This is a genomic window from Paenibacillus macquariensis (assembly GCF_900156375.1).
In the GTDB taxonomy this organism is placed as follows: Bacteria; Bacillota; Bacilli; order Paenibacillales; family Paenibacillaceae; genus Paenibacillus_AQ; species Paenibacillus_AQ macquariensis.
Map to the genome: position 1 here is coordinate 82453 of NZ_FTNK01000002.1, position 16281 is coordinate 98733.

24 protein-coding genes are annotated in these 16281 nt (G+C 36.5%); 18 read left to right on the top strand and 6 right to left on the bottom strand.

What is annotated here, in order from left to right; genetic code table 11:
• Window positions 1-66 precede the first annotated feature (66 nt).
• On the top strand, window positions 67-471 hold the full coding sequence (locus BW961_RS03270) for a GNAT family N-acetyltransferase (protein ID WP_068580637.1): 405 nt from the start codon (window positions 67-69) through the stop codon (window positions 469-471).
• A gap of 242 nt (window positions 472-713) precedes the next feature.
• On the opposite strand, the gene BW961_RS03275 is transcribed toward BW961_RS03270, so the two are convergent.
• Window positions 714-1319, bottom strand: coding sequence for a hypothetical protein (locus BW961_RS03275; RefSeq protein ID WP_068580638.1), 606 nt, complete (start codon window positions 1317-1319; stop codon window positions 714-716).
• A 153-nt stretch (window positions 1320-1472) separates the two neighbouring features.
• On the opposite strand from BW961_RS03275, the gene BW961_RS03280 reads away from it, so the two are divergent.
• The 6 genes from BW961_RS03280 to BW961_RS03305 all read left to right on the top strand — a co-directional run bounded on the left by BW961_RS03280 (window position 1473) and on the right by BW961_RS03305 (window position 5241).
• Window positions 1473-2384, top strand: coding sequence for a copper amine oxidase N-terminal domain-containing protein (locus tag BW961_RS03280; protein WP_068580640.1), 912 nt, complete (start codon window positions 1473-1475; stop codon window positions 2382-2384).
• 48 nt (window positions 2385-2432) lie between these two features.
• The gene (locus BW961_RS03285; protein WP_068580643.1) at window positions 2433-2672 is read left to right on the top strand and encodes a DUF3977 family protein; all 240 of its coding nucleotides are present in this window, start codon (window positions 2433-2435) and stop codon (window positions 2670-2672) included.
• A gap of 94 nt (window positions 2673-2766) precedes the next feature.
• Window positions 2767-3390, top strand: coding sequence for an HD domain-containing protein (locus BW961_RS03290; protein ID WP_068581850.1), 624 nt, complete (start codon window positions 2767-2769; stop codon window positions 3388-3390).
• Between the two features lie 532 nt (window positions 3391-3922).
• Entirely contained in the window at window positions 3923-4186 is a 264-nt protein-coding gene (locus tag BW961_RS03295) for a GNAT family N-acetyltransferase (protein ID WP_156510097.1), read from the top strand.
• 60 nt (window positions 4187-4246) lie between these two features.
• A complete protein-coding gene (locus tag BW961_RS03300; RefSeq protein ID WP_068580647.1) occupies window positions 4247-4891 on the top strand; it encodes a hypothetical protein in 645 nt (214 codons plus the stop codon).
• A gap of 56 nt (window positions 4892-4947) precedes the next feature.
• The gene (locus BW961_RS03305) at window positions 4948-5241 is read left to right on the top strand and encodes a hypothetical protein (protein WP_068580649.1); all 294 of its coding nucleotides are present in this window, start codon (window positions 4948-4950) and stop codon (window positions 5239-5241) included.
• Between the two features lie 107 nt (window positions 5242-5348).
• Here the strand turns inward: BW961_RS03305 and BW961_RS03310 are convergent, their stop codons facing one another.
• Window positions 5349-5900 carry a TlpA family protein disulfide reductase gene (locus BW961_RS03310; protein ID WP_139331522.1) on the bottom strand — a complete coding sequence of 184 codons (552 nt, stop codon included), beginning with the start codon at window positions 5898-5900 and terminating at the stop codon, window positions 5349-5351.
• 158 nt (window positions 5901-6058) lie between these two features.
• On the opposite strand from BW961_RS03310, the gene BW961_RS03315 reads away from it, so the two are divergent.
• The 7 genes from BW961_RS03315 (at window position 6059) to BW961_RS03345 (ending at window position 11266) form a co-directional block, all read left to right on the top strand.
• Window positions 6059-6415, top strand: a complete 357-nt coding sequence (locus tag BW961_RS03315; protein ID WP_068580653.1) for a hypothetical protein — start codon at window positions 6059-6061, stop codon at window positions 6413-6415.
• Window positions 6416-6456: 41 nt separating this feature from the next.
• Window positions 6457-6912 carry a hypothetical protein gene (locus BW961_RS03320; protein WP_068580655.1) on the top strand — a complete coding sequence of 152 codons (456 nt, stop codon included), beginning with the start codon at window positions 6457-6459 and terminating at the stop codon, window positions 6910-6912.
• A gap of 57 nt (window positions 6913-6969) precedes the next feature.
• Window positions 6970-7683 carry a 5'-methylthioadenosine/S-adenosylhomocysteine nucleosidase gene (gene mtnN, locus BW961_RS03325; protein WP_068580657.1) on the top strand — a complete coding sequence of 238 codons (714 nt, stop codon included), beginning with the start codon at window positions 6970-6972 and terminating at the stop codon, window positions 7681-7683.
• Window positions 7684-7864: 181 nt separating this feature from the next.
• Window positions 7865-8521 (top strand): cysteine hydrolase family protein, encoded by a 657-nt coding sequence (locus BW961_RS03330; RefSeq protein ID WP_068580659.1) that lies wholly within the window; start codon window positions 7865-7867, stop codon window positions 8519-8521.
• An 87-nt stretch (window positions 8522-8608) separates the two neighbouring features.
• Window positions 8609-9022, top strand: a complete 414-nt coding sequence (locus BW961_RS03335; RefSeq protein ID WP_068580662.1) for a hypothetical protein — start codon at window positions 8609-8611, stop codon at window positions 9020-9022.
• Window positions 9023-9195: 173 nt separating this feature from the next.
• Window positions 9196-10743: a tetratricopeptide repeat protein gene (locus BW961_RS03340; RefSeq protein ID WP_068580663.1), complete on the top strand. Its 1548-nt coding sequence runs from the start codon at window positions 9196-9198 to the stop codon at window positions 10741-10743.
• A gap of 106 nt (window positions 10744-10849) precedes the next feature.
• A complete protein-coding gene (locus BW961_RS03345; RefSeq protein ID WP_068580665.1) occupies window positions 10850-11266 on the top strand; it encodes a pentapeptide repeat-containing protein in 417 nt (138 codons plus the stop codon).
• Between the two features lie 18 nt (window positions 11267-11284).
• Here the strand turns inward: BW961_RS03345 and BW961_RS03350 are convergent, their stop codons facing one another.
• The 4 genes from BW961_RS03350 to BW961_RS03365 all read right to left on the bottom strand — a co-directional run bounded on the left by BW961_RS03350 (window position 11285) and on the right by BW961_RS03365 (window position 13685).
• Window positions 11285-11953, bottom strand: coding sequence for a response regulator (locus BW961_RS03350; protein WP_068580667.1), 669 nt, complete (start codon window positions 11951-11953; stop codon window positions 11285-11287).
• The gene (locus BW961_RS03355; protein ID WP_068580669.1) at window positions 11950-12732 is read right to left on the bottom strand and encodes a sensor histidine kinase; all 783 of its coding nucleotides are present in this window, start codon (window positions 12730-12732) and stop codon (window positions 11950-11952) included. The genes BW961_RS03350 and BW961_RS03355 overlap by 4 nt, the downstream gene beginning before the upstream one ends.
• 65 nt (window positions 12733-12797) lie before the next feature.
• Complete coding sequence (locus BW961_RS03360; RefSeq protein ID WP_068580679.1) at window positions 12798-13187, bottom strand: hypothetical protein; 390 nt, start codon at window positions 13185-13187, stop codon at window positions 12798-12800.
• Between the two features lie 48 nt (window positions 13188-13235).
• On the bottom strand, window positions 13236-13685 hold the full coding sequence (locus BW961_RS03365; protein ID WP_068580681.1) for a hypothetical protein: 450 nt from the start codon (window positions 13683-13685) through the stop codon (window positions 13236-13238).
• Between the two features lie 225 nt (window positions 13686-13910).
• On the opposite strand from BW961_RS03365, the gene BW961_RS03370 reads away from it, so the two are divergent.
• Genes BW961_RS03370 through BW961_RS31065 form a run of 4 tightly spaced genes read left to right on the top strand, consistent with a single transcriptional unit; the run spans window position 13911 to window position 16274 of the window.
• Window positions 13911-14465, top strand: a complete 555-nt coding sequence (locus BW961_RS03370) for a GrpB family protein (RefSeq protein ID WP_068580683.1) — start codon at window positions 13911-13913, stop codon at window positions 14463-14465.
• Window positions 14462-15325: a serine/threonine protein kinase gene (locus BW961_RS03375; protein WP_068580684.1), complete on the top strand. Its 864-nt coding sequence runs from the start codon at window positions 14462-14464 to the stop codon at window positions 15323-15325. Before BW961_RS03370 ends, BW961_RS03375 begins: the two co-directional genes overlap by 4 nt.
• A gap of 32 nt (window positions 15326-15357) precedes the next feature.
• Window positions 15358-15807, top strand: a complete 450-nt coding sequence (locus BW961_RS31060) for an alpha/beta fold hydrolase (RefSeq protein WP_244555858.1) — start codon at window positions 15358-15360, stop codon at window positions 15805-15807.
• On the top strand, window positions 15795-16274 hold the full coding sequence (locus BW961_RS31065) for an alpha/beta fold hydrolase (RefSeq protein ID WP_244555859.1): 480 nt from the start codon (window positions 15795-15797) through the stop codon (window positions 16272-16274). The genes BW961_RS31060 and BW961_RS31065 overlap by 13 nt, the downstream gene beginning before the upstream one ends.
• Window positions 16275-16281: the final 7 nt, after the last annotated feature.

The following is a 16281-nucleotide window of genomic DNA, read 5'->3' on the forward strand; positions in this document are numbered from 1 at the left end:
ATATTAGCAGAAATCGTACAGAATAGTATCAAGAAGTAAGAAAGCAGAAAAATTGGAGGATTAGCTATGAAGATTGATTTTGCAACAGATACAGATTATTTGTACATTTTAGATAGAGATAAGCACATCGTCGAAACACTGATCAGATCGAAAATTAACGAAAAGGAGATACTTATACTTAGGGATGAGGGACAAGAAATCGGATGGATGAGGTATGGATATTTTTGGGATAACACTCCTTTTATGAATATGATATGGATTGATGAAGAATATAGAGGACAAGGCATGGGTGAAGAAGTTGTTACTTATTGGGAAAAATTAATGAGTGAGAGAGGATTCAAAACCGTAATGACGTCCACTCAATCTAACGAAGGAGCACAGCACTTTTACAGGAAGCTTGGCTATCGTGATGTTGGATGTTTGTTACAAGAGAATGAGCCTCTTGAAGTTATTTTGAGTAAACAAATATAAGAATATTTATCAACTGAAGGAAAAATCAGAAATACGCTCTATCCTAATAACTAGGCGGATTTTTGATTTATTTTATGTTTAGTCCATCTTTTAATTAGACCATGTGTTCCCGCCATCATTAGTCATATACTTAATTTTTTTTGTATCGGTTTCCGATACAAATTCGACTTCTATAGTTCCATTATTTTTATTTACTGAATCAAAAACAGGTGGATAGGTGTTTCCATATTTATAACCCTTTATTATTTCAATCTTTTGGGGTTCCCATGTCTTTCCTCCATCCTGTGTGCGATAGAAAGGTAGAAATTTGCTCCATGCTGAGTAGCTGTTACCCAACCCACTTTCCCATCCCTGAATGAAACACCCGTAACGTATCCATCCACTTCCTGATTGATTTCATTTACTTTACTCCATGAAGTACCTGCATCATTGGATGAATAATAGATTTTATTCATCAGACCCGCTCCGGGATCAGAGGTTAATAATATCCAGGCTTTTAACTCACTTGGTACCAGAGAAATAAATATATTCTCTTTTGGAATAGCCGATCCCAAAGAATCTGGGATTGGTAAATCTGATGTGATCCATGAAATGTTATTGTTAAATCGTAATTTAACTTTGTTTTGTATTTGACCATTCAATGAATTTCTAAATATTTGTAACTCTGCAGATTCTTTCTCTAATGAAGTAATTAACACTTCATCTTTGGTTTCATCTACATTTGGAACAATGGATTGCACTTTAGGAGTCGAATCGACCACAGCAATTTTGCTTTTTCCACCTGTATCCTTAACACACCCAGAGATGATAGCCACTATGCACACAATACCAACAAACCAATGTTTCATTATTCACCCTCCTATATCGCATATAATACTTAGACGGAAGAATGGTGTGATAGTTACTTAAATTGGGATTTATATTTATATACTTCTACCAATTTAAAGGAAGAAAGATCTTTGATTCTAACTTTTGAAAAATAAAATCTGGAGGTAATATTTGTGAAAAAATCTATTGGTTTGTTAAGTGTTTTGTTAGTTGTTGTTGGATTATCTACATATAATGTTGCGTCGGCATCTACTAATAAGGAACTTAATTTAAATGTAAATGGACAAAAAGTTGCAGGTCAAGGTCCTATTATCATCAACAATAATACCTTGGTTCCGATCCGAACGGTTTCACTAATTCCAAGTCTTAAGGTGGATTGGGATAATACAACTAAAACAGTCACCGTAATAGATTCTATGACTAAGGATGTCGTTAAATTAAAAGTTGGAAGTAAGACGGCTTATATTGGGGATAAGCAGGTGACACTTGCAACCCCTGCGATTGTCAAAGAGGGTTTAACATATGTTCCATTTCGGTTTATTGGTGAAGGTTTGAAAGCACATGTAGAATGGGATTCAAATACGAATACTCTAATTATTTATAAACCAGATGAGGAATTATCCCAGCTAGTTACTGGCAGTGATATTACTGATGCTAGAAATGGACTAATAAAGTTACCTCGTATCCTTCTCCATGATGGATTACTTCCACTTGAAGATGGAGGAGCTGGAGGGACGTATTACTTCGAATTCGGACAGAAAAATGCGTTCATTTACATATATAGAGGCTTAGCCCAATACTATGAGTTGAAGAATGGTGCGGCATGGCAAACATGGGAAGCTCAAGTTGGATCACAAGATAACAATAATAAAGATGTAATTCCTAATGTTATTTCATCTATAAAGGGAGAATGGGGAACACGGCCTCTTTTCACTGGTAAGATTAACTACTTTATGGACCTATGGATGTTAGATCAAGTGAAATACGGCACTTTTGATGAAAGTGGAAAATCTATTTTTGAAGATTCTAAATCGATTAATAACAGATCGGAAAGCATTATATTCGAAATTCCAAATGAGTCTTAAAAAATCATTCAGCAAAAGTATGAGTGGAATTTCGGAGGGGTGTAAACATTGAAGAAATATACGGAAATTGGTATTGGTAATACGTGGTTTATTAGAACTGAATTTGAAGATGACACAGGATTAGAAAGAGAAATCAAGGGGTTCACAAAACCATTTGTATTACAATCGATATATTTAAGAATATGGCTGGGAAGAAAAGTGATAATAATCGATTCAAAAGAAGGACTGAAAATCACAACAAAAGATAGAAAGAAATTAAAGATATTAATAGGATTGTTAGGATTGTAGTTCAGAGGGGCAACAACATCTCCTAACAACATATTAACGATTCTAACTTTGGCGGAAGTTAATGCAACATAATATAAGTAAGGGTGAATTTACGATGCATACTATATTGAAGAATCTGACACAACAAATGGAGTTCTCAAGTGATTTGAAGAAAAATATTTATTTGTTTTTAACAACTAATAAATATCCCGAAACAGCGAATCATTGTATCGATGTTGGTACGGAGGCACGGAGAATTGCAATAATGTTTGAAGCCAATCACGAAGCAGCCGAAATTGCAGGCTGGTTGCATGATATCAGTGCTGTTATTCCTAGTATTGATCGTTTAGATGTCTCAAGGCAATTAGATATCGATATTTTACCAGAAGAGGAACTATTTCCAATGATCATTCACCAGAAGATATCAAAGGTGATGGCTAGAGATATTTTTAGAATAACAGATCCAGAAATATTAGACGCTGTTGGTTGCCATACGACATTACGGGCAAATTCAACATTGCTTGATCAAGTATTATTTGTCGCTGATAAGATTGCTTGGGATCAGTCAGGCGAGCCTCCGTATATTGAAGAATTGAATAGAGATTTAAAGAAATCATTAGCCCATGGAGCATTTGCTTATATCAATTATTTATGGGAACGGAAAGAAACCTTGAAAGTTGTTCATCCTTGGTTGAAAGAAGCCTATGAAGAGCTAAAGGAGAAAGTGCATAAAGTGTAGGTCCCATGGCACTCGGGCGTATCCCTGCAGCACCCCTGCGAAATATATTAATTAACAACCAATGGTTATTTAGGATTACTGATTCTTGCGTTTAACTGCTGGGTTATATCAGCCGTGTTTTAACGATCTGCGAAGTCAGATTACTTACGAAGATTCATGTCATCGCATGACTGATGAACTTAAATAGGTTGGGTCATAATTTTCTTCTGCTCAAGCTTTTTATATATATGATGAAGTGGCGAATGAAATTCAATCAAGTGCTACAGGGGATGAGCCAGCGACTACAAGCCGTCGAGAAGAAAATGAGTGAGTTTAATGTAACTATAAGCTATTACAATCGTTTAATATTATAAGAATTAAAAATGAGAAGTATCCTGAGAACGCCATCTTTAGAACAGGAGAAGCGAATCAGGTGACATACCTAATCAAATGTGATTGGAATTCAAAATGGTGCATGGCGTTCGATGAAGAATATGAAACATGGAAATGAGTTATTGTGCGGCATACATTACTCGAAGGGACAGGTGTAATTATGAAAATAAGAGAAGCAAAATTAGCTGATATTAATGCCATATCCTATGTCCATGCGGAGAGTTGGAAGACTACATACAGGGGATTATTAGCGGATGAGTATCTCAATAAGATTACCGCAGAAGGAAGAAGAAGCCAATGGGTTAGAATATTTGAATCTCTTAATACTGATAAATGCTTGTTTGTAGCTGAGGAGAAGGATGGCAGTATCGTTGGATTTGCTAATGGAGGACCGTGTCGATGGCGGACAGATCATAAAAGCTAAAGAAATAATGATAGGAAATGACAAATTTAATGAGATTGCACTAGGTTGGGAGTGTTATTGATGCCTTGGCCAATGGTTCATTTTTCAGTTGCCAGCGAATTGTTATCTAATCCTACATCAGAGTTTTTACTGGGGAGTCTTGCTCCCGATTCAATTCATGTAAGGACTAATGAAAGAATAGAAAAGGCGAAAACACATTTAATGCATGAGGAAGGCAAGTTCGCAACTGACGAAGATCTTAAGGTTTTCTTTGAATACAACAAGCATTTGGCATTTAGCAATTCGAGATTTATGCAATATCTGTTTGGCTATATCGCCCATATTTATACGGATAGAGTGTGGACTTTTGATATTTATCCAGAATATGAATTACATCCAAATGGAAAGAGTATTTATACCCATGATGTAACCAAATTTGAATATTTGATATTACGTAATAAGCCAGAGATTAGAGATTTACTTAGTAAGCTCGAAGCCGGTAAGGCGTTTGAGTTGTGCGGTTTATTAGAACAAGAGGTTTACGATTACAGAAAAGAGAAGATTGAATTCATAAAAAATCTTGAAAATGAATCTTTAATTGACCCAAGTATCTTATCAATGAACAAGTTAGAAGCATTTATTGAGACCACTACATTGGGGTTAAGAAGACTTTTTATGGAATGGGATGTATTTAATAAACTCGAAGAAGCCAGCAACTTCAGCTAACAAACATATTTATTATTTAATAGTCTGCTGTTGTACCAAGTAGAGGAGGGATTCAAATGAAAGTAAACAAAATCATTTTGAATATTTCGCTCTGGCTTGCTATCCTTGCCATATTATTTATTCCAGGAAGTGTTCCTACGGAAGGTGCAGATAGAATAGAATATGGGTTTCCCTTAAGATTTTTTATTCAGTATCAACAGAATCATTATGAGGTAGGGAATTGGTGGTTCCTTCAAGGTGCAAGGATTGAATTATTCAATTATTTGGTTAACGTTGCAATTATTTATGTCGTTATCTTTGGATTACATTACATGAACAACATACGAAAGAATCGGAGAGGCCAACAATGAAACTTATTATATCTGCCAGTGTGATTTAAATGAAAATGATATATCTGTTAATAAATAATATGACAAGAAAGAATACGGATTAATGATTCAGATGCAATGTATTGGTATCAAAAATTATCTATTAGGTGTAAAAATGAACTTTCAATGGTAGCAATGTCAGTAGATCCAATGATTTGATCGATTACTTCTCCCTTGGAATTAAAGAAATATAAAGAGGGGAAACCGGAACCACCATATTTCTGATAAATACTTCCTGATTCATCTAAAAGGATAGGATATTCGATATAATATTTTTCTGTGAAATCTCTTACGTCTTGAATGTCATCACGACTTATTAGATTTATTCCGTATAAGTTCAAATCGTTCTTGTATTTATTATTTAACTGGACGATTTTAGGAGCATCGTTATTACAGTAAGGACACCATGAAGTGAAAAATAAAATTACTGTTGGTTTATCAGCGAAATTAATTGAAATATTATTTGAGTTTGCGAGATCTTGCAAGACAATAGGTTCCACACTTTGAACTATCTCATTTGTAACTGTACTTACTTGATCTTTGACGATTTGATTCGACATATTATCTTGCAATACATAAATGATTGTTACAATTGAAATAAGTAAAACCATAAGAGTGCTTATTAGTTGAAGTTTTTTCAATTACACACCTCGAATTCAAAATAATTACTTTAATGATACTGTATAAGTATACTCGAATAACCCATCCTCATCATATAACAACGGTAAATGAAATATCCATACAAAAAAATCCTATGGAAAGCATACAGAATAATTGATTTGAAAAGGTAGTGTTTAATATGAAAGCAACGCAATATGTGCTTCAGGTATGGCGTACAATGAGGAGTTTCAAGCATATTTTGGTTGCATCTATACTATTTTCAATGCTTATTGTGGGATGTAGTAAGAATTCATTGCCTTCGGATACGAGTGATGACGGATTGGTTATTGACTCCATTTCGTATAGTTTAGGTGGAGATTTAGATAAAACCCTTGTATCGTATAACTTTAATATTTGGAATAAAACCAAGAAATCAATCATTGTTAAAATAGTTGAGCCTATATTATCAGATGATTTACGTAAAAGATTACTAGACAAAGAACTCAAAAATGAAGTTAACAATACGAGCCATGGAAATGACACAAATAATGAATGAAATTGTGACCGTGACTTCTAAATTATGAGTTGGGGTGAAGTATGAAAAAACGATGGATAGTTACATTAACATTAATGTTAGCTATTTTGATGCTGATCGGAATAAATAGACTGATTAATTCTGAATCTGAAATATGGTTGTCTATTGATAAACATGAATGGGAAAATTTTGAGAGTTTTGCAGGTACAGGTATGTATTTTTTTGAGGAAAACAATAAAAAGTATTGTCTATTCATGCTCTATGGAAGTGGTGTACCTGTCATGGGTCATTATAAATCTGAAGTTAAAATAAAGAGTAATCAGGAAATTGAGATCGAAATACCTAATCAATTAATGGATTTAAAGACTACAGATCAAGAGCTTCAAAGGTACGTCATTCAATTAAATCAAGGGAATTTAATCATGAATAAGAAAGTTTATACAGTTTCGAAAGTACCAAAAAACTATAAATATATTAAAGAAATTAGTTGGTTGGACAAGTGGAATTACGCAATATGAGGCGGAAATTACGAATCTTATTGAAATCAAAGAAAATATCTTTTTAGGGAGGATTCCATGAAAATTATTGCTATAGTTGCTGCTTGGGAGCCGGAGTTACAATTTTTATTAGAGCAGTACCCTCCGATATCTCACAAACAAATAGGCGTCTGGACATTTTATCAATATCAAAACTCTGATATTTATATCATTTCAGTAGTCTCAGGAGTTGGTAAGGTAAAGGCTGCATGTTGTGTTCAATTATTAATATCAGAGTTTAAACCCAGTGAGATTTATATGACTGGCATATGTGGTGGTTTATCAGAAGAAGTTAGTGGAGGTGACATCATAGTGGCGGAGCAAAGTCTTCAGCACGATGTAACGGATGCTAATACTACAATTGATCCTAGAGATCATTACCTTGGAAGAAGTGGTGTGGTAAATTCATCTGAAAGGCTTGTTCAAATGTTCGAAATATATCTTGGTGATGAATATCCTAAAGTCCATTTCGGTAAATTTGTCTCTGGGGATCAACGTATTCGAGATGATTATATGAGAAATAAATTGCGGGAAGATTTCAATGCAATAGCGGTTGATCAAGAGATTGCAGCATTTGCTCATGTAAGTTATTTGAATAACGTCGAGTTCTTAAGGCTGAAATCTGTATCTGACAAGGCCAATAATAATACAGTGAATGATCAGATTGAATATAAGAAAATAGCATGTAGCAATTCATGTCGATTATTAATAGAATTTCTGGAGTATAGACAGAGAAAAGGACTCTTCGTATAACAAGGGTATTTTAAAGAAGATAATTTTTAACGTAAATATGTAGAGTCATTAACTAATAACTTGGAGGTTATCGAAGATGGAAAAAACAATAAAAGATTATAATGACCTATTAGAAATATTGGATGCAAAATTTCGAAAGCCGAATCATCAGTACATACTATTCTATTAAGGAGGATCAGTAATGGGCAATTATATAGAGCCGAACTTTAATCATTGCGCGGTCGTAACAATTGATACTCAAAATGACTTTAGCTTGCCAGGTGCTATCGCCGAAATAAAAGGAACCCATGAAGTACTACTTCAGATGGAGAGTATTTTAGAGACCTGTAGAAGAAATCAAATTCCAATTATACATGTTATCCGTTTGTACAAAGAAGATGGATCGAATGTAGACATATGTCGTAAGGAAATGATAGAGTCCGGTGCTGATATCGTCAGACCCGGATCAACTGGGGCAGATCTTGTAAGTTCAATTAAGCCATTACATGCTGAAGAGTTGAACTCTCAAGACCTATTGAACGGAAAGATTCAATGTATTGGAGATTTGGAATGGGCTATGTATAAACCTAGATGGGGGGCATTTTACCAAACTCACCTAGAAGACTTTTTAAGAGAGAAAGAAATAGATACTCTAATTTTCATAGGATGCAATTTCCCGAATTGTCCTAGAACAAGTATTTATCAAGCAAGCGAGCGAGATTTCAAAGTTGTCATGGTTGAAGATGCAATTTCTGGCGTCTACAGTAAAGGAATTGATGAAATAACGAATATTGGAGTAAAGGTGTATACCACCAATCGGTTATTAGAGGAATTAGAGAACATATCGAAAGACGAATGATACAGTAAATGTTCACCAATCATTAAACGGTGATTATTGGAATGGGATTGAAATGATTATAGATAATGAAAAGTGGAAGTAAGGAATATGCGTAAGAGAAACATAACAGAATCATGGGAGGGATTTACAATAAATCTAAAACCTAGAAAATCCATTCTGCTACTACTCGTGATATGCTTTTTGCAATTCATAATTTCAATAATTAGTTTGATTACAAGTTATCTTCCTTTAGATTTCCTTTCCTTTTTGATTACTTTTGCTTTTGGGGTTCTGTTCATTGTTCTTACAATAGACTTGTTCTCAAAGAAAAGAAGAATCGTTCGTGGAAGGATCATAAACAAAGAAGGTAAAATGATTAATGTATTGAGGGATGACAATAAAGTAAAGAAATATAAGATCGTTGTCCCAGAAGTATTAGAGTTACTTTCAGCTGATCAACGGGTTGAGATATCAAGCACTAGCTTAGGAAATATACCATGTGTGATACAACACATAGAATAACAGGAACTCATTTGAGATAAGGGTTATTTAATTGGTCGAGAAACAAGAATTTAGAACCTTAGGTTTGGGAACGTGCAACTTATATGGTACGATTCAATTGACGTTTGAAGCACACATGCTTGGCATGTTAACAGATTGTCCCATATGACGCACAGAGAGCAGGTTTATAGTGAATGGCAGAAAATAAAGAACAACGCTTCCGATTCAGCGAAGCACCTATCTGGGATTTGCAGCGGACTTATTATGAAGAAGAAGGATTGAATGCGTGGAATAATGATCAGGTTCCGCAATATATAACGAGTAACCCGATGATTGCTACAGCTTACGCGGAAATGATTTTTGGATTTCTTCAAGATCGAGCGGGAGATGATCACTTTGAACCCGTTACAATTCTGGAGCTAGGAGCGGGTGCAGGCCGTCTCGCATTTCATATATTGCACAAGCTGTGCGAGATGAGAGATTATGCGGGCATTGCGTTGCCTCCTTTCCGATATGTTATGACCGATTTGGCGTTGAAAAATGTTGATGGGTGGCGAAGTCATCCCGCTCTTCAATCTTACATTGAGCAGGGAATGCTAGATTTCGCACGGTTCGATGCAGTGCATGATACGGAGTTGAACTTGGTTGTATCAGATACAACAATCCGTCCGGGTGATCTATTGCAGCCACTGCTGATTGTCGCTAATTATTTCTTTGATAGTATTCCGCAAGAGCTGATTTATGTGGGTGATGGTAAGATTTATGAATGCGATGTTGTAATCGAATCTCCGGAGAATTCCAATCTGCTTGAACCATCAGAGGTTCTGGAACAAATGACACTAAATTATGAACATCGCCGGGCGACTAGATATGAAGAAGAGACATACCCGTATCGGGATCTAATCGCGCTGTATCAGCAGGAGCTTGAGGATTCGCATATCTTGTTTCCTGAAGTCGGATTGACATGCTTAGAGCGGCTGAATCAGCTGTCACAGGCAGGTTTCTTACTAATCACAGCGGATAAAGGTGACCACAGAATAGATAATTGGAAGTTTGCAGAACCACCTCAGTTAATTCTTCACGGTAGTTTTTCGTTAACAGCGAATTATCATGCCATCCAACATGTTTTTGAGCAAAGAGGTGCACAGACACTTTTCACCGAGCATCATTATAAAAATATAAATATTGGCTGTATATTCATGCTGGAATCGCCACTGCGTTACGGTAACACGCGACTAGCCTATCGGCGGTTTATCGAACGGTTTGGACCAGATGATTTCTTCAGTATGAAGGAATGGGTAGACCTGCAATTCGAGACGATGGGACTACATCAAATCTTGGCCTTTTGGCGTCTGGGAGGTTATGATGCGGAGTTCTTCATTCATAGTGCGAAACAAATCTCAAGTCTTCTCCCTGAGGCTAGTGATGAAGAAATGCTGGATATTCAAAGAGGCATACACATCATGTGGTCATCGTACTATGTGATGGAGCAGCGCTATGATTTAGCACTGGATGCTGGTCTATTACTGTTCGAGATGGACATGTATGAAGATGCGAAGTTATTTCTAGAAACATCCGTACAAGCAGATGAAGACGAGCCTGTGCCGACTGTCCTTTACTGCTTGGCTATCTGCTGTTATGAGCTTGGGATGGAAGAGGAAGCACTTGAATACACACGAGAAGCGTTGGTTCTCGAGCCTGAGCATGAAGAGGCTTTGGAGCTATTGAAATGTTTTGAGTAAGGGAACAAAGAATCAGAACATACAACACGACCCAACTAAAGAGAATCTAAGGTTGGGTCGTGTTGTATGATATAACAAGGTATCACAATTATTGGAGGCGATTATTATGGAACGGTTGGAGATTATTAATGAGAAACGGCAATTGGAAGTGAAAAATTCAAATCTTGAGGGTTCAAGATTTGAATGTGCTTGTTTAGAACATATGAATTTAGAGGATGTTTCATTAGCTGGAACCAAGATTAAGGATGCTAACCTAAGTGATATAGAAATAGATGGAGCACAACTCGGAGGGGCCTATATACATAGTATTGGTATGCCGCCTGAAGGACATCCAATGTATGATCCGACGGTTAAACAGAGACCTTTACGATTTGAGAATTGTAATTTGGAGAACAGTCAAATACTAGATTGCAATCTTAGTGGCATCGATATTAATGATTGTAAGTTGGATGGAATGAGAATAAACGGCATATTAGTTGTAGATCTGTTGAAATTATATGATGACTCCCTCGGGTCGAACTAAGAAATAGATTAACCTCAATTACTGAACAACTTCGTTTCTAATCGCATAGACAACCGCTTGGGTGCGATCTTCAACACTCAATTTGTGCAAAATACGATGAACGTGGGTCTTTACGGTACTTTCACTAATATGTAGTTTGCCAGCAATCTGTTCGTTACGCATGCCATATGCCATTTGTTGAAGAACATCTAATTCTCGTTCAGTAAAAGGCTCTAACAATTGAACGCCAGTTATTTCTTGACTAACCTTAGTATTCGACTGAAAAGACTTAGCGATTGCCTTTGCAGCTATAGCTGTCCGATAAATGGTTTCCCCTCTGTAAGCTGCTCGTACTGCATCTAGAAGTTCATCGGGTCTAGCGTCCTTGAGAAGATAGCCAACGGCACCTGATCGGATTCCATCATATACATATTCCTCCGTATCAAAGGTAGTCAGAATGACTATCTTTATATCGGGATGGACGGCTAAGATTTCACGAGTCGCTTCAATACCACTACATTCAGGCATTTGGACATCCATTAAAATAACATGGGGAAGGGTATCATTTGCCATCTTGATCGCTTCAAGTCCATTACTTGCTTCTCCAACTAAAGTCATGTCATCCTGAGCTTTAATAATGTAGCTGAATCCGTGTCGGATTAACTGCTGATCATCGACTAGTGCTACTCGAATATGATTATCTGTCATGTCGTTCCATCCTCCAAAGATGTATTGTTTAACGGTAATGTAACTGTAATTTTCATACCCTGAGGAATTGACGATTCTACAATAAAGGAACCATGAATCCTGTCACAACGTGCCTTCATTCCTGCCATCCCAAAACCCTGAATAATCGAATTCGCTGCAGTGAGATATCCATTATCCTGAATGATCATGGATATAGTGTCTTTCGTCTCTTGAAGAGAAATATCAACTTGGGAGGCTTCTGCATGGCGAATAACGTTCGTTAGTGCCTCTTGAAGAATGCGATAAAGTGTTTCAGAAATATCATACTTCCAACGAGATAGGGAATGAGAAGTTGTCAGTGAAATTTGAAGACCGCTTTGAGCTTGTACTTGTTTCACTAAACTTTTCAGAGTTACGATTCCTAAATCTGCATCATCAATGGCCATTTCATGTACCACGGTTCTAACTTCTTTGAGACATTGCCGTGCAATCTCTAGAACGTTGTTAACGGTGGCATCGGCTTCTGCAGAATTTGCCTTAATGACATAAGGTAGCGCTTGAAGCTGAACAATCACCGATGTAAGACCATGTCCAATACTGTCGTGAATATCCCTTGAAATTCGGGTTCGTTCCTCTAAGACAGCGTACCGCAAGGAATCAACAGTAGCTTCCTCGAGTTTATTATGGGTTTGTTGAAGTTGTGCATGTGCTTCTTCTAATTGTGAATGAACGAGACTTAACTCTTGATAATGTATCTTACTGAGTTGATTGGCTTCACTCTTGAACCGATATCCCCACATAACAAGGTAAATCCCAACTAAATTACCAACAACAAGAAGTAGTGAATCTAATGAATTTTGTTGGGCTACGATTCAATCACCACATGCGAGAGAATCACAAACGATACAACAATAATAGAAGCTAACCGTGGGAGCTTAAACGCTATTAGACCGACAAGAGAATACGTCATAGCTACTGCTGTTGAACGCATATCAAGTACAATCCATGATAATACCGTCACACTCCAAATGACTACAATGGTTACAACACGTCCAGAATCCGTCCACAAGTGTCTAGGTACCCACAATAGAGATTGGTAACCTACTAAAAGGATGACCCACATTATGAGATGTAGTGGTGTATGTGTAGGAATGGTTTTCACAAAGATATAGAACAGAATCAAGCTGATTACAATGATCCATGTTTGCTTTCGGATCGTTTGTTGAAATTTAAATAGCCAATGTTCTGATTTCACATTTCACACTTCCCACCTAAGAAATAGGTACTATATTATATTTAGAGCTTATAGGCTCGCTACCCTAAATTGTTTGAATTTCAAATAAACATAGTAGCGACGTAAGCAGACACTAACGAGAGGAATCATTAACATGTCATTACCCAATGATACCAGATTGTGGGTTTCTCCCCAATGACCAATTACAGCACGAAGCAGAATAAGAACTAGAAATAGGATGATTCCGAATAAAGGTGTCTTTGATGTAACCTTGCCATGAGTAGGATGAATGCGCACCTGTTCAATCTTTCCTCTCCATATGCCAAGGATAAAGCCAGCAATAGTACAGATCAGTAATATTGTAATATTTAGTATTGTCACTGTAAATGTGCTTGCGATGCCCATGCCGATTGCAAATACTAATAGTGCCGGTGTAATCCACATTGTCTTGGGACGAATCACTCTTTCACGAGCCAACATGAATACAGAAATGATCATAATCATTAAATAGTTTATCATTTTTAATTACCCCTCTTCGCTTCTTATTGACTAAAGTATATAAAGAATTCGTTCAAGGAGAGTCCACCTAAAGGTTGAAATATGACTTGCGAGAGTCAACATCTAGGTGGAGGATCATGAATCTAGAAGGATCGGGCTTTCGCCTCACGTTTCCCGAGTGTATAATTATGGAATTAAATTAGACTGCACATGTTCTTACATATTAGAGAACTTGGAGGGATTGACTTGGAGATTGTCGTGGTTTCAGAATACGATCCAGAATGGATTGAAGAATATGAGCAAGAGAAAGTAAAAATTAGTCATGTGTTAAGTGATGTTTTATTAAGAATCGAACATATCGGAAGTACATCTATTCCTAAATTAGGATCGAAACCAATAATCGATATGATGGTGGGGGTTTCAGATTTACAACAGGTTTCCGAAGTGTATATCACGGGTCTAAAGGGAATTGGATACGAGTATGTATTCAAACCAAATTTTCCAGAACGTAGATTTTTTCGCAGAGGAGAATGGAGAGCTGGAACTCATCACCTTCACATTTACGAATATGAGAGTGAAAATTGGATAAATAATATTTTATTTAGAGACTATTTGAAAAATGATTCAAGCATGATGGAGGAGTACTACCTTCTTAAGAAGAAACTTGAACAACAACATAAGCATGATCGGGTAGCCTATACCGAAGGTAAGTCAGATTTCATAGGAATGGTTATTGAAATGGCAAAGATGGACAAAGAGCATGTGGATAGTCAGAAATCTCAACAGGGAGGTGTGGAATGAGTCCAGTAACGATTGAATTAGACAATATATCTTTTCAATTACAACAAGAACATCGATTTGATTGGCTAGAAGAATTGGGGACCGTGTTTACAGTCTTTGACCAACAAGACTCAGGAAATATATCATTCGGTATTATTAAGCACGGAATTAAGAGATTTGTTAAATATGCAGGTGCTCAAACGCTTGAATATCATGGGGATCCTCAAGATGCTATTGAGAATCTGAAGCGAGCTATGCCAATTTATGAAGATTTAAAGCATGAACATCTGATTACGTTAGTTGATCATTTTGAGGCACAAGAAGGTTATGCTGCTATTTTCGAATGGGTCGAAGGTGAATGCCTACATCCACATTGGTCATTTCCTCCACCTGCTAAGTATGACAATCCCAATTCTCCGTTTTATAGATATCGACAACTGCCCATTGACGTTCGATTATCATCATTAGATCGTATTTTTTCGTTTCATGTAAATGTAGAGAAGATGGGTTATGTTGCAGTTGATTTTTATGACGGAAGTATATTGTATGATTTTGATTCTGATATGACGAAGATATGTGATATTGATTTATATCAAAATAGACCATTTACTAATAATATGGGAAGACACTGGGGATCTTCACGGTTCATGTCTCCAGAAGAGTTTGAATATGGTGCAGTCATTGATCATACAACGAATGTCTTCAATATGGGGGCTGTAGCTTTTGCTCTGATTGGTGGAGAACTGGATAGATCTTTCACGAAATGGGAAGCGGGCATTGCATTGTATAATATAGCAGTAAAAGCTATAGATCCTAACAGAAACCATAGATTTACATCGGTATCTGAATTTTATGCAGCTTGGAAGTATGCCCGAACTTGAGTGCAGAGACTAAATTGATTTGAGGTGTTTATATGAGTGAACATACCATTTATAAAAGTGAAGAAGGTAAGAGAAAGATACATAATTATTATGAATCATACTTAAGAATGTTCGATGTTGATTTTCAAAGAGTATACGTCAACACCCGCTTTGGTAATACACATACTTTAGTGACAGGACCTGTTGATGGAAAACCACTATTTATTCTTCAGGGAGGCAATTGTATCAATCCGATGACGCTATCCTGGTTCTCTACCTTGTTTGGAGAGTATCGGATTTATGCACCAGATACAATCGGGCATCCTGGTTTCAGTGCAGAAACAAGAATATCTGCCAAAGATGAAAGTTTTGCTTTATGGATTTCTGATATAATGGAACATTTTGAAGTTGAGAAAAGTGCTTTTATTGGCCCATCTTATGGCGGGGGTATCATCCTGAGATTGGCAACTTTTATGCCAGAGAAAATTGCATGGCTGTTTTAGTGGCACCTTCTGGATTGCAGTTAGGCTCAAAGGTGTCAATGATACATAAAATATTGATCCCGATGTTACTGTTTAAAATGAGTTCATCACAAGTGCAATTGCATAAGATTGCAGATGTGATGTCGTATAAAAGCATGAAATCGATAGATGAAAGCATTATTGGAGAAATTTTAACACATGTTAAATTAGAACAAGATATGCCTAAATTAACCGAAAAGATAGAGCTTGTGAATTATTCCTCTCCAACAATGCTTTTGGTAAGTAAAAAGGATATTTTCTTCCCAGCTGTAAATGTGATGCGGGTTGCAGATACAATCATACCGAACTTAGTAACAACAATTACCTATGAAATGGGTCATTTCCCATCTCAAGAATTATTGAAGGATATCAATAACGATATTAAAAAGTTCCTTGATGTTAACTATCAAATCGTTGGGTGGACAGGGAAGGGAAGAACCCTCATCTAACCTAAAC